A 26105-nucleotide genomic window follows, 5' to 3' on the forward strand; every position below is an offset into this window, starting at 1 on the left:
TCATTTGTCGAGCACGCGTTCGGCGGGCGCCTCAAGGCGATAGCACAATCCCGTTTTGGCGTAGTCGAGCGTGACATCGGCTTGCAGCGCCGAACGCGGCTGACGATCAAGCACGATTGTACCAAAGCCGGTTTCCGCCGGCTCGTGAACTGCGGGCCCGTCGCTTTCGCGCCATTCGAGCACGAATTTGGCGTCACCGTCTTCACCCGTTGCCGACCAGCCGATGTGCACCGTTCCGCCTTCTTCCGAAAGCGCACCGTATTTTGCGGCATTGGTCGCCAGCTCGTGCAGCGCCATACCCAGCACCTGCGCTGCTTCGGCGCTGACCGCCACTGCATCGCCTGCAAGCTTGATGCGCGAACCCAGCAGGTCCTCGAAATGCGCGAGGTGCGAGCGCACCAGATCGTCCATCGGTATCTTGCGCCAGAACCGGTCGACAAGAATGTTTTGGGTCGCAGCTAGCGCAGAAATTCGCTGTTCGAGTGTCTTTACGAAGTGTTTCGGATCGCGAGATGCCGTCTGGCGGGCGATGACCTGTACGAGGCTGAGCAGATTCTTGGCGCGATGATTGACTTCGCGCACCAGCAGCTTCTCCCGTTCCTCGGCCTGCTTGCGCGCAGTTATGTCGTTGATCGATGCGAAAAAGGCATTGTCCGGCGCCTTGAAGAACTGCAGGCACACTTCGACATCGTAATGCGTGCCGTCCTTGCGCTGATGGACAGTCTCGAACGAAAGCTCGGGAACTTCGCCGCGCTGGAGAGGGATGACGAAATCGCGAAACTGTTCTTCGGTGTATTCGGGCTTCAGGTCCCACGGCGTGAGCACCTTGAGTTCCTGGAGTGTGTAGCCGAGATTCGTGCGCGCACCGCGATTAACCAGTTCGAAGCGGAAATTCTCGCCTGAAAAGACAAAGGCCTCGCTGACCGAGGCTTCGACGATCCGCCCGAGGCGCTCATTTGCCGAGACGGTCAACAAGCGGTCCAGCTCTGCGCCGGCTCGCCCGGCCAGAAGATCGATCGCAGCGCCGATCTCCACGCAGTCGGCGATCGGCTTGTCATCGAGGACAGCGATCAGCCCGATCACATCACCGGACGAATTCCGTAAAGGCGTTCCGACATAGGAATGCGCCCCCATGTCGACCAGCAGGCGATCCTGCGGGAACTTGGCCTGAATATCAGATGGGAACTGGCACGAACCCTGCGACAGGATGTTTTCACACGGCGAGCCCTTGAGCTCGTAGCTCAAATTGTCGCGCGGCTCGCCATCCCAAACCGAGACGGTAAGTGCACGGCTGGAATCCTGCGGATCGAGGCTGCTGACAAATACCCAGCGAATTCCGAATGACTGGGCCAGAAAGCGAGCCATCTCCGTGAAGAAAGCATCGCCCACGACTTTCGAGGTCGATGCCACGAGATCATGGACAAAGGCAGTCGACAAAGCGTCCCGATCAAATTTAATTTGATGTTCCAGCGACGTACTCCCTGCAGGCCGACTTGCCCCGCAGCGACTGACGGGACATGTAGCGGGCGATTCGAAATGCTAGGCTGAACAATATGACGAGGCAAAGCAATTTTGCGCGTTCAGATCGGTGTCCTCGCGTGCCTCAGCCAGCGCGATCAAACCCCGAACCAGCCGAGCTTGTCGGCGTAGGCGAGGCTCATCATGATCACGTCCACGCTGGCATGGGCGATGATGACCGCCCACAGATTGCCGCGTTGCAAGATGCGGACCCAGCCAAGCAGCAGGCCGACCGATCCGGTCACGATCATGCCGCCGACGCCCTGATAGGCGTGTGGCAGCCCGAACAGCACTGCCTGGACGACCAGCACAAGCCAGATCTTACCGCGCAATCCGCCAAGCCGCTCCAGCCGGTCCATCAGGAACCCGCGCCACAGCAATTCTTCACCGACACCGGCGGCAAGAATCGCCACGCCCACTATCCACAGCGCAAACAGCAGCGGGCTCTCGGTCACGAGGTCGAGCACGAAGCTGGCGTCGGGCGCGGGCAGTCCGATCGCTTCCACCAGCGCCCCTCCACCGATGAAGATGGCGATGGTGCCCACTGTTGCGACTGCCGCAAGCATCAAGGTGCGCCGCCAGTCTTCGGGCGCGGTCAGGTTCCATGCTTCGGCCACGCGGCCTTCGCGGCGCAGCCACAGCCAGCACACCAGCAGCGAGAGCGCCATGCTGAGCATGACGGTGGACGCAACAAGGGCGGAGCCGAACTCGGGCTCGCCGGTCTCGCCCGACATCACCTGCTCGATAATGCCTGGCAGGACGGGCAGGAGGCTGCCGGTGAGATAGACCACCACGACGGTGATGAACTGGGCAAGGAACAGCCACCACCCGATGCGCGCCTTGTGCTCCAGCGACGGAGGCACGGCCTCATGCCCAATTATGCTTGTCATGGAATTCCCCTGCGCGCGTCCCTGTCATGCCTTGTGCGCATAGGTACCGGCGAAAGCAAGACAGCGCGCCGCGCTTTCCAACACGGTGGTTCTGGCAGTATGAGCCCGCCACGAGCGAGGCAATTCCTCCACAAATCCGAAAGATTATCACCTGTTTATAGATGGATATGTCGACAGGCACACTTTCAAGTTTGTCGGTATCGAGGACCCACTCCCGCTCGCTTGCTATTTCGCCTGTTTGCGCCTATCTGCGCGCTTCCCAAGCGACAGTTTCGGGAATCCGTGCGGGAGGAGGGCGCAAGTCCTCCGCTGGACCGCTTAACATGAGCTTGCCGTTAGTTCGGCGGGCAACAGTGAGAAAAGGAGGCCATCATGGCCAAGAAGATCGAAGGTTATATCAACCTTCAGGTGCCTGCGGGCGCCGCCAACCCGTCACCCCCGATCGGCCCGGCACTGGGCCAACGCGGCGTGAACATCATGGAATTCTGCAAGGCTTTCAACGCCGCAACGCAGGACATGGAAAAGAACGCTCCGATTCCGACCAAGATCACGGTCTATGCCGATCGCAGCTTCACTTTCGAAACCAAGACCCCGCCTGCCAGCTTCCTGATCAAGAAGGCGATGAAGATCAAATCCGGCTCGAAAGAACCGGGCAAGGATATCATCGGCTCGATCAAGACAAGCCAGCTTGCCGAAATCGCCGAGACCAAGATGAAGGATCTCAACGCGAACGACATCGACCAGGCGACCAAGATCATCGCCGGTTCCGCCCGCTCGATGGGCATCGAAGTGGTGGAGGGCTGATTCCATGGCAAAACTGACAAAGAAGCAGAAGGCAGTTGCGCAGCTCGATAACGAGAAGCTGTACACTGTTGACGAAGCCATCACCGTGCTGCGTGAGCACAAGGCCAAGTTCGACGAGACTGTCGAAGTCGCGATGAACCTCGGCGTCGATCCGCGCCACGCTGACCAGATGGTCCGCGGCATGGTGTCGCTGCCTTCGGGCACCGGCAAGGACGTGAAGGTTGCTGTCTTCGCACGCGGCGATAACGCCGAAAAGGCAACTGCCGCCGGTGCCGACAAGGTCGGTGCCGAAGACCTGATGGAAGACATGCAGAACGGCAATCTCGATTATGACCGCGTGATCGCCACGCCGGACATGATGGGTGTTGTCGGCCGTCTCGGTAAGGTGCTTGGTCCCAAGGGCCTGATGCCGAACCCGAAGCTGGGCACTGTCACTCCCAACGTGGAACAGGCCGTGAAGGACGCCAAGGGCGGCCAAGTCGAATTCCGCGTGGAAAAGCAGGGCATCATCCACTCCGGCATCGGCAAGCTGTCGTTCAAGGATGCTGACCTGAAGGCCAACTTCAAGGCGCTGACCGACGCAATCGTCAAGGCCAAGCCGACCGGTGCCAAGGGCAAGTTCGTGAAGAAGGTCGCTTTGACCAGCACGATGGGTCCGGGCCTCAAGGTCGACCTCACGGAAATCGAGGGCGCGTAATATCAGCGCGAAGCGGTAGCGCCGAAACAGGCGCTGTCCTGCATCACCGAAACAACCGAAGGGGCCGGGGAAGCAATTCTCCGGCCTTCTTTGTTTTTATTCCTATTGGAAGCAGCTGCTTAGCCTGCGATCGCCGACGCGCTAGTCCTCTCGGTTACGCTTGGGAGCGAAATCGTATATTCTTCGGTCGGTGCACGATTCAAGAGGCGACCGAAAGGACATCCATTGACACCCACGACCAATCCAGAACTTTTCTGGCTCACGCTCACAATCATCCTGACCGGACTCTTGTGGCTCGTCTATATCACCCAAATCATCAGCAAGATTGGACCAATCGCTGCAGTTACCGAAGTGAATGGTGTCGAGCCCAGTGCGCAATGGAGCACGCGGGCGAAAAAGGCGCATGCCAATGCGGTGGAAAATCTTGTCATATTCGCGCCGCTAGTTTTGATTGTGCACGCCCTGGGTGCAGGCAGTGCGACGACTGCGGCGGCTGCAGCCGCTTATTTCGTTCTGCGCGTGATCCACGCAGCGGTTTACATTGCTGGGCTGCCCTATCTGCGGACCCTGGCCTTCGCCGGAGGGGTAGTCTGTCAGGCAATATTGGCGATTGCCCTTCTGGGTCACACCTGACGCCTTACCCGGAAAGCTGCTGACGGCTCCAAGCGAGCGTGTCAGATACCCCCGGGCGTGAAGTCATATCCCTCTTCGCCCAATGCCTCGCACAAGGTGTCGACTGCGCTTTGCAGGACTTCCTCGCTTGTGGACCGGATCACGAAATTGGCACCGATGCGGCCTTCGCGAAAGAAGGGATAGCTGCCGATCTGGCAGTCTTCATGCGCTTTCTCGATCTGGCGCAAAATGTCCGCCACCTCGCTTTCAGCGGTCCAGCAGCCGACCGTTTCGCTGAGAAGCGGAGCGCCGCCCTCGAGCGTTCCGGTCAATGCGTCGAGCATCTGCGCGGTGATGTGGGGTACGCCCGCCATCAGGAAAACATTGCCGTGACGGATACCGGGCGCGCCGGACATACGGTTGGGGATGAGATCGGCACCTTCGGGCACACGCGCCATGCGCAGCCGCGCCTCGGTCAGGCCGCCCGGCTTGTCAGCGTAATAATCGGCCAGGATAGCGCGTGCTTCGGGATGGACGACGACGTCCACACCAAGCGCCGCGGACACGGCATCAACGGTAATATCATCGTGCGTGGGGCCAATGCCGCCGGTCGTGAAGAGATAGTCATGTTCGCTGCGCAGCGCGTTCACTGCCGCGATAATGGCATCCATGTCGTCCGATACCACGCGAACCTCGCCCAGCCGGATACCCTGCACCTGCAGCCAGCGCGCGATCTGGGCGATGTTCTTATCCTGCGTGCGTCCCGACAGGATCTCGTCACCGATGATGACGAGTGCCGCGGTCCAGACCTTGTCCGTATTGCTCATCGCCGCAGTCTCATTCGGCAGCAATGGCCTGATGATCCGCCTCATCCGCGTCCCGATCGCCGGTTCGCGCATTCTCGGCGGGGTTCACGGCGTAGAAACGCAGCACGCCGTCGCGCACCGGGCGCTGGCGAAAATCGCGGACATCGGCGAGATAATCGTGCTTGAGCGACCATGGCCGCTCCGGCCCGACCTTGGGCATCAGGTGCTTGGCGCGCTGGAGATAGCCGGAGGAATAGTCCCACGGCTCGACCGTTTCTGGCTCATCCTCCGGCGCGAGTTCTGCGACCGCAACATTCGCGCCCGCCTTGGCCATGTCGTTGAGCACGTCGCATGCGTAGCGCGCATTGCTGTCGGCTCGCAGCGTCCAGCTGGCGTTGAGGTAGCCGAATACGAAGCTGAGATTCGGCAGATTGGAGAACATCGTGCCGCGGTAGAAATAATGGTCGGTGAAATCGACCGGCTCGCCGTCGCTGGTCACCTTGACCTTCCCAGCGAGCGTCAGGCGCAGCCCGGTAGCGGTCACAACGACATCGGCGGGCAAGTGATCGCCCGATTTCAGTTTCACCCCGTCAGCATCGAACCCTTCGATATGGTCGGTAACGATGTGCGCCTTGCCCTCGCGCATTGCCTTGTAAAGGTCGCCATCGGGGACGAGGCAAAGGCGCTGCTCCCACGGATTGTACGGCGGCTCGAAATGCTTGGGGTCGTAAAGATCGCCCAGCGACGTGCGCGCCATGCTGCGCAGCGTATCGGCCAGTTTCTGCGGATTGCGGCGCGACAGGGCGAAGATATAGGCGCGAAACAGAATGTTCTTGCGGCGTGTTAGCCAATACGCGACTTTCGGCGAAAACCAGCGACGGAAGCGGTGATCCCATTTGTCCTGGCGCGGCCCCTTGCCCATCCAGGTGGGTGTACGCTGCAGCATGGTGACGCTCTCGGCATCTTCGGCCATCGCCGGAACCAGCGTGATCGCGGTCGCGCCCGATCCGATGATGACAACCTTCTTGCCCGCATAATCGAGATCGTCCGGCCAGAATTGCGGATGAACTACCTGCCCGCCAAAGGCATCGAGCCCGGGAATCTGCGCATCGTGCGGATTGTCGTAATCGTAATAGCCGCTGCCGAAATAGAGCCAGCGTGCGGTGATCACGCTCGTCCCACCGTCCTTGGTGCGCGAGGTCACCGTCCAGCACGCTGCGGCGCTGTCCCAGTCAGCGCTCAGCACTTCGTGGCCGAAGCGCATGTTGGGGCGAATGCCGCGTTCATCGACCACGCGGTTAAGATATTCGAGGATCGCCGGGCCATCGGCAATCGCATCATCGTGCTTCCACGGTTCGAAGATGAAGCCGAGCGTGTGCATGTCGCTATCCGAACGCACGCCGGGATAGCGGAACAGGTCCCACGTCCCGCCAAGCTGGTCCCGCCGGTCGAGGATCGTGTAGCTGCGGTCCGGACACAGCATCTCCATATGCCCCGCCATCGATATGCCGGACAGGCCCGCGCCAATGATCAGGACGTCGGTTTCAGGCTGGCTTGTCTGCACATTCATTCTCTTGGACACCTAGTTGGGAGTCGAACCGGAAGCGGTGAACATAGACCGTGCAGGCGCATCGGCATAGTCGTTACTGACATCAGTGTTGGCATTGAGCGCAGCGCGGGCAGCCTGCACGGTGTTGGACAGCAAGCAGGCGATGGTCATCGGCCCCACTCCGCCCGGCACCGGAGTGACAGCCTTGGCGTGCTGCACTTCGTCGAACGCGATATCGCCGACCAGTTTCGTCTTGCCGTCCTCATCCTTCGTCCGCGTGATCCCGACGTCGATCAGAACCGCGCCATCCTTTACCCAATGACCGCGCACCAGTCGCGGAGCGCCAGCAGCGGCAACGATCACATCTGCCTGGCGACAGATTTCGGCCAGCCCTTCGGTATAGATATGGGTGACCGTGACAGTCGCCTCGGCATCGAGCAGCAGGTTTGCCACCGGCTTGCCGACGATGTTGGACTTGCCGATCACCACCACGTTCACGCCGGTCAGATCGTCGATCACCGTGCCGATCAGCTTCATGATGCCCAAAGGCGTGCAGGGAACGATGCCGCCGGTGCCCGTGGACAGGCGTCCGACATTGACCGGGTGGAAGCCGTCGACATCCTTTTCGGGCGCGATCGAGCGGAGTACCTGCCGCGCATCGATGTGGTCGGGCAATGGAACCTGGCACAGGATACCGTGCACTTCGGGATCGGCATTTAGTCGGGCGATGAGCGTGAGCAGCGCGTTCTGCGACGTGCTGGCAGGCAGACGATGCTCGCTCGACCTGATGCCGACAGCTTCGCAGGCGGCCATCTTGCGGCGGACATAGACCTCGCTCGCCGGATCGTCGCCCACGAGGATAACGGTCAGCCCCGGCGCCGGATGGCCTTCCGCCACCAGTGCTTCGACTTCAGCCTTGGTCTTCTTGTCCAGTTCGCGCGCGATGGCGCGGCCGTCGATAATATCCGCCATTATGCGAGAATCCTGTCGCGCTTCAGTACTTGCTGCCCGTGGCTATAGGCACGCTCGCGCCGCATTCCCACCCCGCTCGCGCCCTTTTGCTTGCCTAGTGCAGGCCTGGTGCGGCAGGTTGCACGCATGATCAGGAACCTGCTGCTGTTTTTCGTCGCCTTGATGGCAATCTGGACACCTGCTGCCGCGCAGGAGCCGGACGACGCGCACCCCCTGCAAGGCACATGGGCGTTGCAGATCGATGACGCATCGGTGTTTGTCTTCCTGCTCGAACGCAATGATCGTGGCAATTGGCGCGGTGCGTGGCTGCGACCGGAGCGTTTTCGCGGCAACGGCGTGGTGTTTTCGCATTTTCGCGGATCGGAAGTCGTCAGGACTGTTGATTATACGATGCACGAAGATGCGCTGGAACTGCGCTTTGCGCCGACGAGCGAGGAAGGCTCGACCGATGTCCTGCACTTTCGCGCCACCGGCACCAACCAGGCCGAACTGACCTATACCGGCACCGATCTCGCCCCGTTTCCGCTGGTGCGCGTTGTCAGGGGTACCCCGCTTGGTCCCTTCGAGGACAACCGCATCTACGACCGTGACAATGCAGTGGTGGAAGCCGACTACGATCCGGCAGATGAACCCGCCTTGCGACAAGTGGTCGAAGAGGTCGAAGTTGCCGAAGAAGCGCCTGCCCCGCAGGAGCCTGCCCCACAGTCGCGTATCGACGACGATTTTCTCGATGGCTTAGACGATCTGGCGCCAGCGCCCGGCGCGGCGCCGAAGCGCGAGCAGGACGACGCGTCTGAAGCTGATGAGCCAGTAACCACCATTGCGCGCGCTTGCACCGACCTCGATCCGGACGCGCTGCCCGATGCCGAGGAACTCGATGCCCTGTGGGGCGACGACTACGAAGCAATCGGGAGCGGACTGGATATCCGCGAATACCGCATGGACAACGGCGATATCGCGCGCGTGACAATGCTTGGCGAGCGGATTTATCTCAATGCGTGCGGTTCGGCTGACTGAAGGTTTGGCCATGGGCGCTAAAGTTGATCTCAAGAAGGCCGAAAAAGCCTATTTCACCGCCGCCAAGAATGATTTCGCCGAGCAAGAGTTTCGCGCGTTCAATTATTTGATGGTTGATGGGCAAGGATCGCCGGGGGATTCGCCCGAATACCAGGCCGCACTCCAGGCGCTCTATCCGCTCGCTTATGCCACCAAGTTTCTCAGCAAGCAGACATTGGGTTGTGATTATGTCGTCCCGCCGCTCGAAGGATTGTGGTGGGCGGACGATATGAGCGCCTTCATCGAACAGGGGCGGCGTGGCGAATGGAAATGGACACTGATGCTCATGCTGCCCGATTGGGTCGAACCGTCGCATGTTGAGAAAGCGCGCGCGAAGAAGCCCCAACATGACCTGTCGCGAGTGCGTTTCGCCTCACTTGAAGAAGGCTTGTGCCTCTCCAAGCTTCATCACGGCGCCTTCGCCGATGAAGCACCAGTGTTGCGGCAACTCCACAACGAATTGATCCCGCAGGGCCCTTACGCCTTCAATGGGCACCATCACGAGATTTACCTGAGCGACCCGCGCCGGACGCCACCGGAAAAATTGCGTACCATCCTGCGCCAACCGGTTGCGCGCATTCCTTAAAGCTGTGCTGGCCCAAAGGTGCGCTTGCCTTCGTTACTGCAGGGCTTCAGGGGTAGCGAATGAAATTGAAATCGCTTCTGTTTGCCTCTGCCTGTCTCGCCACCGCCTTGCCAGCCCATGCACAGGATGAGGTGGATATTGAGGAGCAGGAGGCGATCATCGTTCTGGGCGAAGGCCTGCCCGATACGCCCGCAGCACCGGCCTACTCGACTGTCGAGATCGACAGGGAGCAGATCAATGCGACCGGATCTGGACGGCTCGACGACGTGCTGCTGAACGTCGCGGGCTTCCAGCAGTTTCGCCGTGCGGACAGCCGTTCTTCCAATCCGACATCGCAGGGTGTGACTTTGCGGGCGCTCGGCGGGAATGCGACCACGCGGGCATTGGTAACACTCGACGGCGTCCCTCTGACCGATCCGTTCTTCGGCTACGTCCCGTTCAATGCAGTCGCGCCGGAGCGACTGGGGAGTATCCGCGTAACGCGCGGCGGCGGGACCGGACCGTTTGGCGCTGGCGCACTGGCTGGCACGATTGCGCTCGACAGCGCCGATGCAGCGACGTTGGGGCTGTTCTCTGGTCAGGCGCTGGTCAATGATCGCGGCGAAACGCAGTTGTCCGCGACAGTCGCGCCCGAAGTTGGCGAAGGCTACGCGGTGGTAAGCGGACGCTGGGACAGGGGGCAGGGGTTCTTCACCGCGCCCAAGGACCAGCGCGTGCCCGCCAGCGCAAGGGCGCGGTTCGACAGCTGGTCGGTGAGCGGCCGGCTGGTGCAGCCGCTTGGTGATGCGCTGGAACTGCAATTGCGCGCACTCGCCTATGACGATGCGCGGACGCTGCGTTTCGATGGGCAGGACAGCACCAACGAAGGGCAGGATTTGAGCGCGCGGATCGTCAGTCGCGGCCCGTGGCAGGTCGATGTGCTGGGCTATGCACAGTGGCGCAATTTCACAAATATTGTCATATCTTCCAACAGCTTCAATCCGGTGCTCGACCAACGCGATACGCCCTCCACCGGGTTGGGAGGCAAGATCGAAGTGCGTCCCCCCGTCGGCGAATTGCATACCGTGCGCCTCGGCGTGGATTACCGCCGCTCTGACGGAAATCTGGAAGAGGTGAACGCCTTTTCGGGTCCGCGTTTTGCTGGCGGTGTCAACACCATGCTGGGGTTTTTCGCTGAAGACGATGTGCAGCTTGGGGACCTGCTGCTCACAGGCGGTGTGCGGGTCGATCGTTCGACCATAAGCGACGGCTATTTCGAGACCGTTGCCGCCGGGCGGACCGAATTTGCCGATCGCGCCGACTGGTATTTCTCGTGGCGAGCGGGCGCGTTGTTCGAAGCGAGCGACGTGCTGCGCCTGCGGGCGGCGGCCTATACCGGACTGCGCCAGCCAACGCTGAACGAGCTTTACCGCCCGTTCCAGATATTCCCCGTCACCTTTCTCGCCAATGCCGAACTGGAGCTGGAGCGGCTTGAGGGATACGAAGTGGGCCTCGACTGGTTGCCGGTGCCGGGTGCGAAACTGTCGCTTACGGCATTCGACAACAAGGTCGAAAACGCGGTCGCCAATGTCACGATCGGGACCAATCTGAACCAGCGCCGCAATCTCGATGCGATCGAGGCACGCGGCATCGAGGCATCGGCGCGCTATGAGGCAGGTACGTTCAGCGTGCTTGGATCGCTCGCCCTGACCGATGCCGAAGTGCGCGGCAGTGATTTCGCCGAACCGCTCGACGGCTTGCGACCCGCGCAGACTCCCGAACTGGCCGCCAGCCTGACCATGAGTTGGCGTCCATCCGAAGGCGCGCTGTTCGCCGCGACCCTGCGCCATGTCGGCGAGCAGTTCGAGGACGACCGTGAAACCGATATCCTGCCTGCCGCCACGACGGTGGACCTGTTTGCGCAGTATCCGCTGTTGGAAGGTCTCTCTGTCGTGGGGCGCGTGGAAAACCTGCTCGACGAGGAAATCGTCACGCTCAATCGTGGAGGCACGATGGACCTTGGCGTGCCGCAGACTTTCTGGATCGGGCTGCGTTACGGGTTCTGAGCCTGTCGAACCTTACATCTTCTTGGCACAGTCGATGCAAAGCGCTGCCTCGGGCCGTGCATCGAGGCGTCCGTCCGAGATTTCTCCGCCGCATTGCACGCAGTAACCATATTCGCCGGCTGCAATGCGGTCGAGCGCGCGCTTGGTCGAGGCGATTTCGCGGGTGACGAGGAGGGCCTGCCCTTCCAGGCTGTCGTCATCTTCCATCTGCACCGCTCGTTCGCTCGAATCAGGATCGTGCGGTTCGTCCAGATCGCGCTCGATGCGTTTCAGGCGCGCTTCAAGCTCGGTCAGGCTCTTTTCGAGAGTTGCCTTGTAGGGTGCGGTATCGTCCATCGCCTTGCCTTTCCCGTTCGGTGAATTTTCCTTCCAATTAATTCTAGCAGCGATCAGTCCGGCAGTGTTTGATGCAGGACAAACCCGCAACCACTTCTACAATCACCTGTCGGCAAAGACGGTTTCGTACTTCAATCCCTGCCATCCGGCGAGATTGGCGAGTTCGGTTTCGACCGTGTCGGCCATCAGGTAGGATCGGCTTTCGTCTATGCGCAATACAAGCGTCTCGCGTTCCCTGCGCAGCGCGCTGCCCGATAGCGAAATCCGGGTTCCAGCACCGAGTTTGCGGCACAGTCTGGCTGCAAGTCCCCATGCAGAGGCGCGGTGCAATTGCTCTTCACTGGCCAGTTGAAGAAGGTTTTCGACCACTTTCGGCTGTCCGCAACTGGCGCGCAGGGCCTGCGCCATCATTGCCCGCCCCGTGTGATCAAGCCCGACCCAGCGCTTTTCGAGCGCCCAGTCGGTTGCATGCTTCAACCGCATGTTGGGTTCGATACGGGCGGCAGCCTGGATCAGCATTATGGCCGCGAGACGAATTCGCTCGCTCCCCCGGTTGCGCCCTTCCACCGCGTCTGCAGTCCAAGCTGCTGTCAGCGTGGCGTTGGTGATGTCTGCGCCGCGCGGCGTGGCGAAATGGGTGACGGCGGTCAGCAGCGGGTCCTGATCGCGCGCAATGTCCTTCAGCCGATCGAAAAGCAGCCCCTCGCGAATGCCCCAGGCCGAGATTACCAGCGAGTCCGGCGCAAATTGTTGCAGCATCACGCGCAGCATGGCGGCGGCATCGGGCAGGCCCGCCGCGCGACTGGTCGTGATGCCCGAGATCGAGGAAAGCTTGTCCGGGTCTGCTTTCTCGAGCTTGCGGGCAACTTTCTCGGCCTGCTCCGGTGTGAGACAATAGGCCTGCGGATCGGTGAGCGGGTACTTCGCCTTGTGCATGGCGAAGCTTGCCAGTGCGCGCCATGTGCCCCCGACGAGGTACAATGGACCGCTCTGCTTCTTCGCCCAGGCGGCCTTGGCAAGTTCCTGCTTTACTGCCTTAGGAAACCCGTTCGCTCCGTTGTCGCGCAGCGCGGGCAAGCGCAACGTGCCGAGGGGAAGGCTGACACCGTCATGGCATCCCGCATCCTCGATCGCGACCAGTTCCAGACTGCCGCCGCCGAGATCGGCGACGATACCCCTGGCGCCGGGAAACGCGCCGATGACGCCGAAGGCCGAAATCCGCGCTTCCTCCTCGCCGCTGAGCACGCGCGGGTCCAGCCCGAGGTCGCGTACCTTATCGATGAATTCCGCGCCGTTTCCTGCATCACGCGCGGCAGCGGTGGCTACGGTGGCGACATCGCGTACACCAAGATCGTCGATTATCGCGGCAAAGCGGACCAGACCATCGAGTGCCAGCTTCTCGGCTTCGGGCGGAATTTCGCCGGTTGCAGCAAGATCGCGGCCCAGCCGTGCGGTGACCTTTTCGTTGAGCCAGACATTGGGGGCGCGTTGCGGGCCCGAATAGACCACCAGCCGCACCGTGTTCGATCCGATATCGATGACCGCCCGATCAGGCTCTTCGATCTTCAGGCTGCTCCGCTTCGCAGGTCGCGGCGATGGCATGATCGTCACGGTGTTGGCTTGCGCAAGGTGAGCTTGGGCACGCCGCTATCCTTGAGCGCTTCGCCGCGCCCGCTGAGCGATGGATTGGTCATGAAGTATTCGTGGCAGTTGAAACCGTGGCGCTCAAGGGAGCTATCCCCGCCGACGCGCTCGTAATCCCCCGTTTCTCCATCGAGCAGCCAGCTTTGCTGCACATCGATCAGGTTGGCGAGCAGCACCTGGTCGAGCACCTGGTCGTGGACGGTCCTGTTGGTGATCGGCACCAGCGTTTCCACGCGGCGATGCAGATTACGCTCCATCAGGTCGGCGCTGGAGATATAGACCTTGGCCTTGTCGTTCGGCATCGCCTCGCCATTGCCGAAGGCGTAAATCCGGCTGTGTTCAAGGAAACGGCCGATAATCGATTTGACGGTGATGTTGTCCGACAGGCCGGGAACGCCGGGCCGCAGGCAGCAGATGCCGCGCACAACCAGCATGATTTCGACGCCCGCCTGGCTTGCCTCATAGAGCTTGTCGATAATGCCCTTTTCGGTGATCGAATTCATCTTCGCCCAGATCGTGGCAGGCTTGCCCTCCCGCGCCAGCGCAATCTCGTGATCGATATCGGAGATGATCCGGTCATACAGCGAGAGCGGGCTGATCGCGAGATGCTCCATTTCCTGCGGCTCGACATAACCGGTCACGAAATTGAAAAGCTTGGCAGCATCGCGGCCCAGTGCCGGATCGGCGGTGAAATAACTCAGGTCGGTGTAAACCTTGGCGGTGACCGGGTGATAATTGCCGGTGCCGAAATGGCAGTAGGTGCGAAAGCCGCCATCCTCCTCGCGCACGACCATGCTGATCTTGGCGTGGGTTTTCATGTCGATGAAGCCGTAGATGACTTGCACCCCGGCCCGTTCCAGCTCGCCCGCCCATTTGAGGTTCTGTTCCTCGTCGAAGCGCGCCTTCAGCTCGACCACGGCAGTCACCGATTTGCCCGACTCGGCGGCTTCGATCAGGGCGTTGATGACCGTGGGCTGGTTGCCTGCACGATAAAGCGCCTGCTTGATCGAGACGACTTTCGGGTCTGCCGCTGCCTGTCGCAGGAAATCGACCACCACTTCGAAACTTTCGTAGGGGTGGTGGATGATGATGTCCTTGCCGCCGATCGCCGCAAAGGCATCGCCATCATGTTCGAGCACCCGCTCCGGATAGCGGGGATGGTAAGGCGTGAACTTGAGGTCGGGCCGGTCTTCGCTCACCACTTCGTCCAACCCTGATATGCCGAGCATTCCATCGGTCGTGGTGACCAGCGCCTGGCTCAGCCCCAGCTTGTCGCGCAGCAATTCCTCGGCTTCCGGGTCGAAGCTTTCGTCGATCTCGAGCATGATGACCTGCCCGCGCCGCCGCCGCTGGATGGCGCTGCGGAACAGGCGGACGAGGTCTTCGGCCTCTTCCTCGATCTCGATATCGCTGTCGCGCAGCACACGGAAAACGCCGTCCCCCTGCACGGTGAAGCCGGGGAAGATCAGCTTGCCATAGCGACACACCAGCCGCTCGATTGCGACATAGATTGCGTCATCGCCGGTCACTTCAGAAGGGATGCGCACGAACCGCGGCAGTGCGCCGGGGATCAGGACCATTTCAATGAGTTGGCTGCCATCGCGCGTGCGGGCAAGATTGAACAGCGCGCCAATCCCGCCATTAGCGACGAAGGGGAAGGGATGCGCCGGATCGAGCGCCTGCGGCGTGATCACCGGCATGATGTGAGCGATGAAATATTGCCGCAGCCACGCTTCCGCTTCGTCTCCGATCCGGTCTTCGCCTGCGAGGTGGATGCCTTCCTCCTCGAGCAATGGATGGAGCCGGGCAAGCGCTTCCTGCTGCTTCGCCTCCAACTCGCGCACGCGCGCGGTCACTGCGGCGATCTGCTGGCGCGGCGTGCGGCCATCTATGCTGGTTTCGGTAATGTCGCTGCGCACCTGCCCGGCCAGGCCGGCGACGCGGATCATCATGAATTCATCGAGATTGCTGCCCGAAATCGACAGGAAGCGCAGCCGTTCGAGCAGCGGGTAGGCGGTGTTGTTGGCCTCTTCCAACACTCGGTCGTTGAAGGCGAGCCATGACAATTCGCGGTTGAAATAGCGTTCCTCGGCAGAAAGCGCGTCCGCTCCTGAACCGTCGTTCGCAGCTTGGAGTGCGGCGGGGTCGGGATTGCTGGCCATGTCTGCCTATTTGCCCCCTCGGGCGCTGCTCCGCAAGCGATCCGCGGCGCGGGACATGGTCAGTGCCAATTTTCCGCAAGGTCGCTGGCGTTGGCGATATTGGTGATTCCGCGCTTGCCGTCTGCCCGGCCCAGCTGGACGATCACGTCGATCACGCTGGCTGCATAGGCGATGGTATCGCTGCGGGTCAGCCCGATGCCGGTCTGCATGACCATCAGGCTCAATTGCTCCAATGCGCCGCGCAGCGAATTGGCGTGGATCGTCGAAAAACTGCCTGGATGGCCGGTGTTGATGGCGCGCAGGAACGACACGCTTTCCGCACCGCGCAATTCGCCGAGCACAATGCGGTCGGGCCGCAGCCGCAGAGCTGATTGGAGCAATTCATTCGCGGTGACCTTGGCCTCACCCAGCTCGCCCTTGACCGCCACGAGGCCAACGCCATTGGCGCCGGGTAATTTGAGCTCGGGCGTATCTTCCACCAGCACGACGCGCTCGTGGCGCGGGATTTCGCCCAGCATGGCGTTGAGGAAGGTCGTCTTGCCGGTGCTGGTGCCGCCCGAAATCAGGATAGTCTTGCGCGCCTTGATGGCACCGCGCAGAAATTCGATCGGCTGTTGCACCGGATCGGGCAGGTCGTCTTCCTCTGCCTGCGAAAGCGGGCCGGTATCATAGGCGTCGAGCGGAAGGTCGAGCCGGCGATGGCGGCGGATCGCCATGGCCCAGTGCTTGCGCGTGGCGGGCGGACCGCAGAACTGGATACGCGCTCCATCGGGCAAGGTCGCGCCGAGCAACGGATGCTCGCGGTTGATGCCCTGGTGGCTAACCCGCGCAACCTGTTCGGCAAGCCGCTGCACGAGCTTGTCGTCAATCGCATCCAGTTCGACGCGCTGCATTCCGCCGCCGGGATGGGCAGCATCCTCAATCCACATCTCGCCCGGCTGGTTGACGAGGATTTCGGTGACCGTATCGCGCTCCAGCCATTCGCGGAACGGCGCAAGATAGGCGTCGAGATACACCGAACCGCCCGAAACGCGCGGCGGCCCATCCTTCGCCTTGTCAGCCTCTTCGCCGGGCAATTGGTGGATCTCGGCACTCATGACGCTTCAGCGTGCCCGTGGTGCCTGTGCAAAGTCGAGATCGCGCGCGGTGTAAACGCGGATCGGTTCACCCATGCGTACGCGCACGGTTGGTGAACGCTGGCCGTCCTGCTGCAAGGCCGTGTTGGCTGCGCTCTGTCCGCCGCCGAGGATGACCGATGCACCGCCACTCGCCACGGTCGTCAGACCGCCGATGACCGACAGCAACATGGCCGAACCGAAGCGGCTGAAGAAATGCGTGTCGACATCGCCCGCGATGCCAGCAGTGCCATCGAAGCTGGTGGCCGGGCTTTGCAACTGGACAGTCACGCCGTCGGGCCGGATGACCCGCTGCCAGATGACATAGGCGCGGCGCTGCCCTGCCTGCAGGCCCGACTGGTACTGGCCGACGAGGCGGCTGGAGCGCGGGATGAGCACGCGGCTGCCATCGAAGCTGCGCACGTCCTGGCTTACCACGGCGCGCACGAATCCGGGCACATCGGTGTTGATCGCGGTTTCGAGGATGGCGGGAATCATCGTCCCCTGCGTCACGGTCGTGGCCGGATCGATGTCCTGCCGCGCGACAGCCGTGCCGCCACCAACTCCGCCAATGCGTGCAGCGAAATCACCCGCAGGGCCTGCGCCGGGGACGACCGCGTTTGCGGGGCCGTTTGCTGCGGCGGCTTCGGCAGCAGCAGCATTGGCTGCGGCGGAAGACGGTGCAACTCCGCCGTCGAAGACAAGCGTGGGGGAGGAATAGGGATTGAGGCTTGGCGCGCTGCCAAGGTCCGTACCCGGCACCCGCGCCAGTACCGGAGCAGGGGCGGGGTCAGCCTGCGGGATTACGCCCACGGCATTGGCAGCGGTGGCACCATCGGCGCTGGCTTCACCGACCGGCACAACACTTTCGGGCGGTGGGGCCGGCTGCGCTGCATTGTCTCGGGCAGCTTCGGCTTCGTTCACCTTGCTGGCATTAAGGCCCCACAACGTCGCAGCGCCGAGCAGCGCGACGAAGCCTATACCGGCTGCAAGCCCGAGCGCGTCTGACTTGCCCTTGCGGTTTGCTACCGCCGGATAGGACGTGCGGCTGGCCAGGTCGATGACCTCGGTCGTCTCGCTGTCGCGCGGGTCGGCATCATTGGCGACGCCGCTGTTCTTCTCCGGAAGGCGCATGGCAAGTTTCATGGCTTAAGCTCCGTTCAATTGCGTTCGGCTTCGGGGCGTGCCGTGCCGTCAGCCAGATAGGCTCCGGCATCGCCCTGATTGGTCAACATGGCGACATCATCACCCGAGCGCAGGATAATCTCGCCCGGTACGAGGTCGAGCACGATCGTGTCGCCGCGCACGGCGAAGTTTACCGGGCCTTCGTTGCCCTCGTGATCCTTGAGCAGGATGGCCGGCATGGCCTGCCCGCTTGGCCATTGCAGGAAAGTTGCCTCGCCATTGTCGTAGACCTCGGCAGGCAACAGGCTCTGGACGCCCGTTCCCGCCCACGCGAAGTTAAGCTGCGCGGGATCGAGTATGGCATAATCATCGTTCGCGGCCGCCATTTCCAGCGCATTTGCAGTGACCGCCGGAGGTCGGGATGCCAGTTGCGTATCTTCTGCAGGCTGCAATTCCTCGGGATAGGTGAAAGTCAGCATGTAAAGCGGTGTGCGCGCGGCGGGGTTGGCAACAAGGTCGAACAAGTAGGTGTTGCGATTGGTCACCACGGTCATGTTGGTCGTGGCGCGTGGGGCGAGCGGCTTCACGAACAGCAAGTTCGCGCGGCGATTGGGCGTAACCTGCCAGGCTTGCGAGTCTCCGACAGCGACGTTCTCGATCGACTCGTCGTCACCGAAACGGATCGTGGTCTGGACATTGGTCTTGCCTTCAATCCGCACCACTTCGGTAGGATCGTAAAGCCGTTCGATCATGCGCGGATCGCTTTGCGCGAGTGCCGGGGTCGCCATAAGCGAGCTTGCGAGAAGCACTGCCAGAAGGCCGGTGCGGATCATTGCATTTTCTCCGTGGAGCGGATGGGCGCGGATTTGAAGCGGCTGCCAATGCCGCGAGCGCGAGAAGGGGTGGAGTCGGGGGTAGCAGACACTGGATTGCCGCTACCGCCCACGATGCGTGTTTCGCGCGTGTGGATCGCGCCGCTGTCATTCGCTGCCAGCGGTGTTGCCGAAGCCACGCGGATATCGCGTGATGGTGGCGGGGCAGACTGTGCGGCGCGATCATTCGCGGTGGTGGTGGTGAGTGCCGATGGCGGCGCGGCACGCATTGCCGCAGGCGCGGCAGCCGCCGCAGCGAGCGCAAAATCGCGCTCGTCACCCTTGCTGCCACCAGCAAGGCCGAAAACTGTCCATCCCGATACCATGGTGCCCATCACCTTTAGAATCATGAACATGAGCGCGAGATGGACAGCGCCGATCATGAAAAACGCCATCGCGGGACGCACGTCGATTTCGCCGGGGCTGGCCGCAAGGCTCGAGAGGACCGGAATTGCCAATTCCAGCATCAGCGAACCTCCCAGAACGGCAAACAGCGGGGTCATGGCCATCATCACCACGCCTTTCAGCCAGCCGACAAACAGCCCGCGCGTGCCATCGAACAGCGCGAGCAGGATGAAGATCGGGCCGATGCCCATCAAAATGGCAAGCGCGATCTTGGTCGTCGCCAGCACGCCGACCGTACCCAGTAGCAACATCGTCCCGCCCGACCAGAGCAAGCCCGGAGGAGAGAAGATCGACGTGTTCGCGTCCATCGCGCCGTCGCCTGACGCCTGCATCAGCGACAGCATGACGGCATCGAGCTTGTCCGCGAAAATCGTGGTAGCAGACCCGTTTGTGCCCATCAGCCCGGTGGCAATCGAATCCGGGCCCAGGACGGCGAGATTCCAGAATACGCTCTGGAACACGAACCAGCTTGTGGCGAAAGTGACGACAGCGACCAGCGTAATCATCTTGGGCGTCAGCGTTGCCAGGCCGATCCGGGTTCGTCCTGTCATCAGCGCGAAGCCGAGCAAGGCGACGAAAATCGTGAGTATGATGGTCAGCGTAGGGCCAAGGAAACCACCCTCGGTGAACAGCCGGTTGAACGCGGCTTCAGCCATGGCATTGGCCGCGCAATCGACGCCGCGCAGCGAAGCACCGATGCCCGCGCCGACAGATTCCATCTGTCGCTGGCATTCGATCCCGACGCTGGCGACGGTGCTGCTCACTCGGCGGCCTCCTGCGCGAGATTGCGGTCGTCCACCTCTTCACCGGTCGGTCCCGGCCAGGGGCGATTGGTAAGCGCGGGATACCATTGCGAAGGATCGTCTCCGACGGCTTCGCGCAGCAGGTCGAGCCGCCGCACGCTGCTTTCGCGACCCGACAGAACTGTCAGCACTTCGGGAGCACCCGACAGGTCGAGCCGCACGACTACGCTGGCATCGGGCTGGCGCACCAGGAAACAGCGACTGTGCGCTGGCAGGGTGCGGATTAGCGCGAATTCGTGCTCGGTCAGACCGAAACCATCGCAATAATCTTCGGGCCGCGCGCGGGCGTTGGGCATGAAGATCATCGTGGCGGTCTGTTCGACCAGCGCGGCGGAGATCTTGCTGTCGAGCGCATCGCGCGCGCTCTGGGTAGCAAAGCCGATCAGGGCATTGCGCTTCCGCAGCGTCTTGAGCCAGTCGCGGATGCGCGCGGCAAAGACCTCGTCGTCGAGTGCCTTCCAGCCCTCGTCGATCAGGATCATCGTCGGCTCACCATCCAGCCGTTCCTCGATACGATGGAACAAGTACATCATGACAGGGGTGCGCAGCTTGGGGTTTTCCAGCAGCGCAGTCATGTCGAAGCCCATCACGCGGGTCGAAAGGTCTAGCCTGTCCTCGGCATTATCGAACAGCCAGCCATGCTCGCCGCTTTCGATCCAGGCCGACAGGCGATCACCTAGGTCGCCCGGCTGCGGACGGCGGCTGCCCGAAACCAGCTCCTTGAAGTGGCGCAACCGGCGCAGCGAGCTGTCATTGGCATAGGCTGCATCGACCGCGGTGCTGATCGTCGCAAGCTCTTCGGGCCCTTCGGCCTTTAGCAGCACGCCCAGCCAATCGCGCAGGAACGCGCGGTTGACGGGCGTATCAGGCAGCGCGAGCGGGTTGAAACCGGTCGGCTCGCCCGAACGGATGCGGTCGTAGCTGCCGCCGATGCCGCGAATGAAAAGCTCTGCACCGCGATCCTTGTCGAACAGCACGGTACGCGGGCTGAACTTCTGCGCCTGTGCGGCGAGGAAATTCATGACCACTGTCTTGCCGGATCCCGACGGCCCGATGACCGAAAAATTCCCCAAGTCGCCATGATGGAAATTGAAGAAGAACGGTGTGGAGCTGGTGGTCTGCAACAGCGTGACCGCTTCGCCCCAGTGGTTGCCGTCAGCCTGCCCCAGCGCGAAACCGTGGAGACTGCCGAAGCTTGCCATATTGGCAGTCGAGATCATCGCCCGGCGGACGAGGAAATGCTCGTTACCGGGGAACTGGCCCCAGAATGCCGGCTCCAGATTGGTGTCCTCGCGCACCGTGATCGCGCCAGTGTCGGCAAGGCTTGCCGCGACCGAAGCGGTGGCATCGTCGAGCCGTTCGAGACTGCGTTCGCGCACCAGAACCGATAAGTGGTGATCGCCGAATCCGACCGAACCTGCACCCAGTTCGTCCCGCGCCGCCAGCATGTCTGCGCGTTCAGCCTGCGCATCTTCGTCGGCGCTCTTCAATCGTCGGATGGCGAGATCGATCCGCTCGCGCGCGCTCTGGCGTTCTTGCGGTGCGAAGCTCTCGCTCACCACCATTTCATACGGCAGGCGCAACATGGAATCGAGCAGCCCTGCGCTGGTCGCCTCGGGATAGTCCTTGAGGCTGAGCATAGAGGCGAAATCAGCGCCACTCGAACCGCGCAGTTCCATCGCGTCTATCCCGAAACTGGCGCGGCGATAGGGAATCATCCGGCCGATGTCGGTTTCCATGTCGGGGCGGCGCACCGGACGCATTTCCCCGTTGTAAAGCGCGGACAGCAGTTCGAGCAGCTCATTATTCGCCTGTCCCGACGGTCCGGCGTAATCGCCCAGCGGCTGCGCGCCATAGTCACCAAGGCTCGCGGCGAGCGCCTGCATGGCAGCGCGCAGGGTGCGCAGGTCTCGCGGATCGATGTCTTCGGCTTCGGCTGCGCGGCCCTTGAAGAACTTGCCGGCGCGTTCGACAAAACCCGCCTTGCCGCGCGCGGGACGGCGCACGAGTGTGATGAACTGGTCGTTCACGAACAGCGATCCGGACGAGAGTTTGTCGCGCCAGCGGCGGTCGATATGCGCTGACAGCGGATCTTCGAATCTCGCTTCCAGTTCTACCGCCACACGGCGGCGGATGACGTGGTGATACATCACGAAGCGCGCGTCGAGATTCGAACGCAGCATCACCTCGCGCGTGGCCGCATGGGCGTTGAGCGCGTCGGTATCCTCTGTCTCGAACAGCAGGCCGGGCACTTGCAGCGCGCTCATCAACGAGCCGTCGCGCAGCAGCATCACGCCTTCGTCGACCAGCCGCGCATAAGGCAGCCGATCGCCCGCATGCGCCTCCTTGGCGCTCCATCCAGCGGCACCAAGCCACTTGGTGTTCATGCGATTCTCCTTGCCATAGCTACGTCGCGATGGCCTGTTTGGATGCACCTGTTACGCGGCGTAGGAATTGCATCCCCAACGCTTGTAATTCTTCACGCGCGGGCACTTGCTGACCTTCGTGATCCAGAGGTCAAAGAACCGAGGCTCGCGCAAACACGCAAAATAGCCGAACGCGTGCATGATGATCGGGATGGGTACGATCCAGAAGCTGTTCAGAATGAGAAAAGCCTCCGTCGTCACCAGCGCATTGATCACGAAATAATTATACGTCACGCCCGCAAACATCTGCGGGCGGGTAAGCGCGCGATGGACGGGGTGACGGGTCATCTGCATCGATCCAGCCCTATCCGACCGCTGCCGCGCCCTGGATGCCCGCCACGATGGAGGCAGCGCCGAAGATGATGAAAACGCCGATGATTACTGTTGCGCCAAAGCGCCAGTTGACCCGGCCGGTCAGCATCATGAAACCCACAGCCGCCACCGCCATGACTGCCACCGTCGTCGCCACCGTACCGAGCAAGGTATCGCGCATCCAGCCGAACGCGTTGTTGATCGGGCCGGAGCCGGCGGGATCCTGAGCGAAAGCGGCAGAAGGGAGCAGCAACGTCAAAAACGCGGCAAGACGGGCAAAAATGTGCATTGTTATTCAGGACTCCGGGAATGGTCTGCAAGCCTGCCCATGATGGACGAAACATAGACTTGTGTTTCACGAATGGGTGGAATGCCGCCTGAACGGATAACCCGTCCGGGACCAGCATTGTAGGCAGCAAGCGCGCGCTCAAGATCGCCGTCGAAACGATCGAGCTGTTCGCGCAGGTAACGTGCGCCGCCTTCAAGATTGGCGATCGGATCATCCGGATCGACGCCCAAATCGCGGGCGGTACCGGGCATCAGTTGAGCCAGCCCGCGCGCGCCTGCCGGAGAAACGGCATCGGCACGCCAGCGGCTTTCCTGCCATACGACGGCTTCGATGAGGGCCGGACTGAGATCGAACCGGTGCGCCAGGTTGGCCACATGTCCGGCGTAGGCAGCGGGAATGCCACTGGCGTGGAGCCGTGTGTCGGCGAGGGCTTCTTCGGGCAGGATGGCGATGACATCGACCGGCACTTCCGCAAGCGCTGCAAGATGTGCGGTTTCGGCATGACTGACGCCGCCCGCGATCCAGCGCGCTTGTCCATCGCTGCCAATCTCGAGCACATCGGCCTGCGCAGGCACGGCGCAAATAACCGTCAGCGCAAGCGCCGCAGCCGATGTCGCCAGTAAATTGCCCAAACGTAGAATCATGCGAGCCCTTCCAATACCGGCCCCCTGCCTACACGAAATGACAGTGCTGTGACAAACGTGACGTGAATGAGTGAAGGCCCGGCGAAATTAACCGCCGGGCCTTTAAGAACCCTTTGACTGTCTGAACTTACGCCTTTTAGCGCGCGGCGAGGGCTTCCAGTTCAACAGTTGCCAGTGCGAGCCGGGCAACTTCGCGCGAACCGAGCCAACGGCCATTGGCCATCTCGACTTCGTATTCTTCTTCGCAATCACGCGCTTCACCATAATAGAAGCCGGCGCGTTCGAAATTGCCTAGCTGGGCGTGGGCGCTCCCGAGGTTGATATAAAGCGCGGGGTGGCCGCCGTGTTCGGCAAGCTCTGCCTCAAGCTGCGCTACAGCGGCTGCAGCATCACCTTCAGCCAGTTCTTCGTAAGCGACATCGACAGTTTCGTAATTCTGTTCGACCATCTGCGCAGTAGCCGCCTGGGCCAGCACTAGCGGCGCGAAAGCGAGCGTTGCAAACATGGCATTCCTCCTTGTCGTTATGCCTGGTTTATGCGGTGAACAGGCCTTTGCTGCAATAAAACTGTCACAATGTCATAAATGTGTAACAGACAATGCGGTGTAGGTGCAGCCCGGTTCCTGGTTCCAGAAATAAAGACTACTATTCAGCTGCTTATCGTTTCTTTCAACAGATTCACCGATACGTCACACAGACGCAAACAAAGTGTCACGCGCCGCGCCTAGAGCCCCTTTCGACATCGAAATTCGCTTGTCCGTATTTTCTGGCAATTTGAGGGGCCGACCGCTGTGACTAATCTTTCCCGTTCGCTTATTCTTGGAAGTTCACTCCTGGCGCTCGCTGCGTGCGGCCCGGACGAAATCGCATCGCCCGGCACGGGCGGCAACATCACAATCAACAACCCGCCTGCCACGCCAACACCTACACCAATGCCGACCAGCGCGGCGGTGACGCCAGCCAATGGCTGTCCGACAATTGCCGATGCACAAGGCCTGACCGATGAAGGAACTATCACCGGTCCGGAGGGCGAGTGGCGCGTTTGCGCGACACCGCTGCGCTTTAACACCTCCTCCACCCTGCCGCGCATCCCCGGCCTGCTCTATCGCCTGCCTGGCGAAGTGAATGTCGGCACCGATGGCGGGCCAACACCTGATGCATCCGACGGCCTGAGCGATACCAATGTCGAACTGACTATCGAGCCCGGGGTCATCCTTTATGCCACCGGTGCTTCTTTCCTGAACGTGACGCGCGGGAACTCAATCAACGCGGTCGGGACCTCGTCGCGGCCGATCATCTTTACCAGTCGCGACAATATCCTGGGCCTCAACAATGCCGATTCGTCGGGCCAATGGGGAGGCGTCGTGTTGTCGGGCCGCGCACCGGTTACCGACTGCGTCGCACCGGGCGCCACACCAGGCACCATCGCGTGCGAACGGCAGGTCGAAGGTGCTGCATCGCCATCCTTCTTCGGCGGTGCGACGAACAACGACAGCTCGGGCACGATGCGCTTCGTACAGATCCGCTATTCCGGCTTCGTGCTTTCGGGCGACAATGAATTGCAGTCCCTGACGACCGGCGGCACCGGCACGGGCACCAGCCTGAGCAACATCCAGTCGGTCAATTCTTCGGACGACGGGGTCGAGTTTTTCGGCGGGTTCGTGAACATCAAGCGCTTGATCGTGGCGGGCGCGGAAGACGATTCGCTTGACACCGATACGGGTGTGAAGGCCAACATGCAGTTCGTCATCGCAGCCCAGCGCGCCGGTATCGGCGATGCAATCATCGAGGCCGATTCGAACAACGGCCTGCAGGACCAGACGCCGCGCCAGAATACGACAATCGCCAATGCGACCTTTATCCAGCGCAAGGATGGCGACCAGGTCGTCCGCATTCGCGGCGGCACCGATTACGGCTTGTACAACACGCTGGTCTGGGACGCATCGGCTGGCGGGACCGCGTGCATTCGCATCGACCTGCCAGAAACGATACGTGCGGCTGCTGCCGGGCTCGATGATGTCGGTCCGCCTCGCTTTCAGTCCGTCGCGCTCGACTGCGCTACCGACTTCCGGGACGGAAGCAGCGGTGTCACCGCAGCACAGGCGGAAGGCATTTTCGACACGGGGGCGGGTAACAACAAGTCCTACGTCAACACGCTCGTCAACGGCTACCTCAACGGCTCCGGTGAGAATGGCTTTGCAGCGATTTTCGATGTGACTTCGCTTGGCACTTTCTTCGAAGCGTCCTCATTCATCGGTGCCGTCAGCGCCTCCAACGACTGGACGCAGGGCTGGACTTGCGATTCATCGGCAGTGAGCTTTGGCAACAACACCGGCGCTTGCACGAGCATCCCGGTTTTTAACTGAACCGAAGAAAAGGGGGTGCGATCATCCACGCGGCTTTCGCATCCCCTTTGTCCATCCAGCGGGCCGGATCAG

General features: G+C 61.7%; 24 protein-coding genes. 7 read left to right on the forward strand and 17 right to left on the reverse strand.

Annotation, left to right across the window (positions count from 1 at the left end; genetic code table 11):
* Window positions 1-1410 carry an HWE histidine kinase domain-containing protein gene (locus AAC850_RS10785; RefSeq protein ID WP_340588757.1) on the reverse strand — a complete coding sequence of 470 codons (1410 nt, stop codon included), beginning with the start codon at window positions 1408-1410 and terminating at the stop codon, window positions 1-3.
* 206 nt (window positions 1411-1616) lie between these two features.
* Window positions 1617-2408, reverse strand: a complete 792-nt coding sequence (locus tag AAC850_RS10790; protein ID WP_340588758.1) for a CPBP family intramembrane glutamic endopeptidase — start codon at window positions 2406-2408, stop codon at window positions 1617-1619.
* A gap of 372 nt (window positions 2409-2780) precedes the next feature.
* Between AAC850_RS10790 and rplK the strand changes: the two genes are divergently transcribed.
* The 3 genes from rplK (at window position 2781) to AAC850_RS10805 (ending at window position 4542) form a co-directional block, all read left to right on the forward strand.
* The gene (rplK, locus tag AAC850_RS10795; protein ID WP_340588759.1) at window positions 2781-3212 is read left to right on the forward strand and encodes a 50S ribosomal protein L11; all 432 of its coding nucleotides are present in this window, start codon (window positions 2781-2783) and stop codon (window positions 3210-3212) included.
* A 4-nt stretch (window positions 3213-3216) separates the two neighbouring features.
* Entirely contained in the window at window positions 3217-3909 is a 693-nt protein-coding gene (rplA, locus tag AAC850_RS10800) for a 50S ribosomal protein L1 (protein WP_340588760.1), read from the forward strand.
* Window positions 3910-4134: 225 nt separating this feature from the next.
* Entirely contained in the window at window positions 4135-4542 is a 408-nt protein-coding gene (locus AAC850_RS10805) for an MAPEG family protein (RefSeq protein WP_340588761.1), read from the forward strand.
* 41 nt (window positions 4543-4583) lie between these two features.
* On the opposite strand, the gene AAC850_RS10810 is transcribed toward AAC850_RS10805, so the two are convergent.
* From AAC850_RS10810 to folD, 3 genes are read right to left on the reverse strand one after another with little or no spacing between them, the layout of a single operon-like run.
* The gene (locus AAC850_RS10810; protein ID WP_340588762.1) at window positions 4584-5348 is read right to left on the reverse strand and encodes a competence/damage-inducible protein A; all 765 of its coding nucleotides are present in this window, start codon (window positions 5346-5348) and stop codon (window positions 4584-4586) included.
* A 10-nt stretch (window positions 5349-5358) separates the two neighbouring features.
* A complete protein-coding gene (locus tag AAC850_RS10815; RefSeq protein ID WP_340588763.1) occupies window positions 5359-6897 on the reverse strand; it encodes a flavin-containing monooxygenase in 1539 nt (512 codons plus the stop codon).
* Window positions 6898-6909: 12 nt separating this feature from the next.
* Window positions 6910-7848, reverse strand: a complete 939-nt coding sequence (gene folD / locus AAC850_RS10820) for a bifunctional methylenetetrahydrofolate dehydrogenase/methenyltetrahydrofolate cyclohydrolase FolD (RefSeq protein ID WP_340588764.1) — start codon at window positions 7846-7848, stop codon at window positions 6910-6912.
* A 126-nt stretch (window positions 7849-7974) separates the two neighbouring features.
* Here folD and AAC850_RS10825 point away from each other — a divergent pair, with 126 nt between their 5' ends.
* From AAC850_RS10825 to AAC850_RS10835, 3 genes are read left to right on the forward strand one after another with little or no spacing between them, the layout of a single operon-like run.
* Window positions 7975-8865: a hypothetical protein gene (locus tag AAC850_RS10825; protein ID WP_340588765.1), complete on the forward strand. Its 891-nt coding sequence runs from the start codon at window positions 7975-7977 to the stop codon at window positions 8863-8865.
* A gap of 10 nt (window positions 8866-8875) precedes the next feature.
* The gene (locus tag AAC850_RS10830; protein WP_340588766.1) at window positions 8876-9490 is read left to right on the forward strand and encodes a GyrI-like domain-containing protein; all 615 of its coding nucleotides are present in this window, start codon (window positions 8876-8878) and stop codon (window positions 9488-9490) included.
* 59 nt (window positions 9491-9549) lie between these two features.
* A complete protein-coding gene (locus tag AAC850_RS10835; protein WP_340588767.1) occupies window positions 9550-11535 on the forward strand; it encodes a TonB-dependent receptor plug domain-containing protein in 1986 nt (661 codons plus the stop codon).
* Between the two features lie 12 nt (window positions 11536-11547).
* Here AAC850_RS10835 and AAC850_RS10840 read toward each other — a convergent pair whose 3' ends face one another.
* The 12 genes from AAC850_RS10840 to AAC850_RS10895 form a co-directional block, all read right to left on the reverse strand.
* Entirely contained in the window at window positions 11548-11871 is a 324-nt protein-coding gene (locus tag AAC850_RS10840; protein ID WP_340588768.1) for a TraR/DksA family transcriptional regulator, read from the reverse strand.
* Window positions 11872-11973: 102 nt separating this feature from the next.
* The gene (locus tag AAC850_RS10845) at window positions 11974-13473 is read right to left on the reverse strand and encodes a Ppx/GppA phosphatase family protein (RefSeq protein WP_340588769.1); all 1500 of its coding nucleotides are present in this window, start codon (window positions 13471-13473) and stop codon (window positions 11974-11976) included.
* Window positions 13474-13478: 5 nt separating this feature from the next.
* Window positions 13479-15677 (reverse strand): RNA degradosome polyphosphate kinase, encoded by a 2199-nt coding sequence (locus tag AAC850_RS10850; protein ID WP_340588770.1) that lies wholly within the window; start codon window positions 15675-15677, stop codon window positions 13479-13481.
* A 59-nt stretch (window positions 15678-15736) separates the two neighbouring features.
* A complete protein-coding gene (virB11, locus tag AAC850_RS10855) occupies window positions 15737-16774 on the reverse strand; it encodes a P-type DNA transfer ATPase VirB11 (protein ID WP_340588771.1) in 1038 nt (345 codons plus the stop codon).
* Window positions 16775-16780: 6 nt separating this feature from the next.
* Window positions 16781-17938 carry a TrbI/VirB10 family protein gene (locus AAC850_RS10860; protein ID WP_340588772.1) on the reverse strand — a complete coding sequence of 386 codons (1158 nt, stop codon included), beginning with the start codon at window positions 17936-17938 and terminating at the stop codon, window positions 16781-16783.
* Window positions 17939-17952: 14 nt separating this feature from the next.
* Window positions 17953-18750 carry a TrbG/VirB9 family P-type conjugative transfer protein gene (locus AAC850_RS10865; protein ID WP_340588773.1) on the reverse strand — a complete coding sequence of 266 codons (798 nt, stop codon included), beginning with the start codon at window positions 18748-18750 and terminating at the stop codon, window positions 17953-17955.
* Window positions 18747-19958 (reverse strand): TrbL/VirB6 family protein, encoded by a 1212-nt coding sequence (locus AAC850_RS10870; RefSeq protein WP_340588774.1) that lies wholly within the window; start codon window positions 19956-19958, stop codon window positions 18747-18749. Before AAC850_RS10870 ends, AAC850_RS10865 begins: the two co-directional genes overlap by 4 nt.
* Window positions 19955-22384, reverse strand: coding sequence for a VirB4 family type IV secretion/conjugal transfer ATPase (locus tag AAC850_RS10875; protein ID WP_340588775.1), 2430 nt, complete (start codon window positions 22382-22384; stop codon window positions 19955-19957). The genes AAC850_RS10870 and AAC850_RS10875 overlap by 4 nt, the downstream gene beginning before the upstream one ends.
* Window positions 22385-22435: 51 nt before the next feature.
* Window positions 22436-22717 (reverse strand): VirB3 family type IV secretion system protein, encoded by a 282-nt coding sequence (locus AAC850_RS10880; protein ID WP_340588776.1) that lies wholly within the window; start codon window positions 22715-22717, stop codon window positions 22436-22438.
* Between the two features lie 10 nt (window positions 22718-22727).
* Window positions 22728-23024 (reverse strand): TrbC/VirB2 family protein, encoded by a 297-nt coding sequence (locus AAC850_RS10885; RefSeq protein ID WP_340588777.1) that lies wholly within the window; start codon window positions 23022-23024, stop codon window positions 22728-22730.
* 2 nt (window positions 23025-23026) lie between these two features.
* Complete coding sequence (locus AAC850_RS10890; RefSeq protein WP_340588778.1) at window positions 23027-23668, reverse strand: lytic transglycosylase domain-containing protein; 642 nt, start codon at window positions 23666-23668, stop codon at window positions 23027-23029.
* Window positions 23669-23804: 136 nt separating this feature from the next.
* The gene (locus AAC850_RS10895; RefSeq protein WP_340588779.1) at window positions 23805-24173 is read right to left on the reverse strand and encodes a tetratricopeptide repeat protein; all 369 of its coding nucleotides are present in this window, start codon (window positions 24171-24173) and stop codon (window positions 23805-23807) included.
* A gap of 285 nt (window positions 24174-24458) precedes the next feature.
* Here AAC850_RS10895 and AAC850_RS10900 point away from each other — a divergent pair, with 285 nt between their 5' ends.
* Entirely contained in the window at window positions 24459-26033 is a 1575-nt protein-coding gene (locus AAC850_RS10900) for a hypothetical protein (protein ID WP_340588780.1), read from the forward strand.
* Window positions 26034-26105 lie beyond the last annotated feature (72 nt).

Source organism: Erythrobacter alti (assembly GCF_037996805.1).
GTDB classification, from domain to species: Bacteria; Pseudomonadota; Alphaproteobacteria; order Sphingomonadales; family Sphingomonadaceae; genus Alteraurantiacibacter; species Alteraurantiacibacter alti.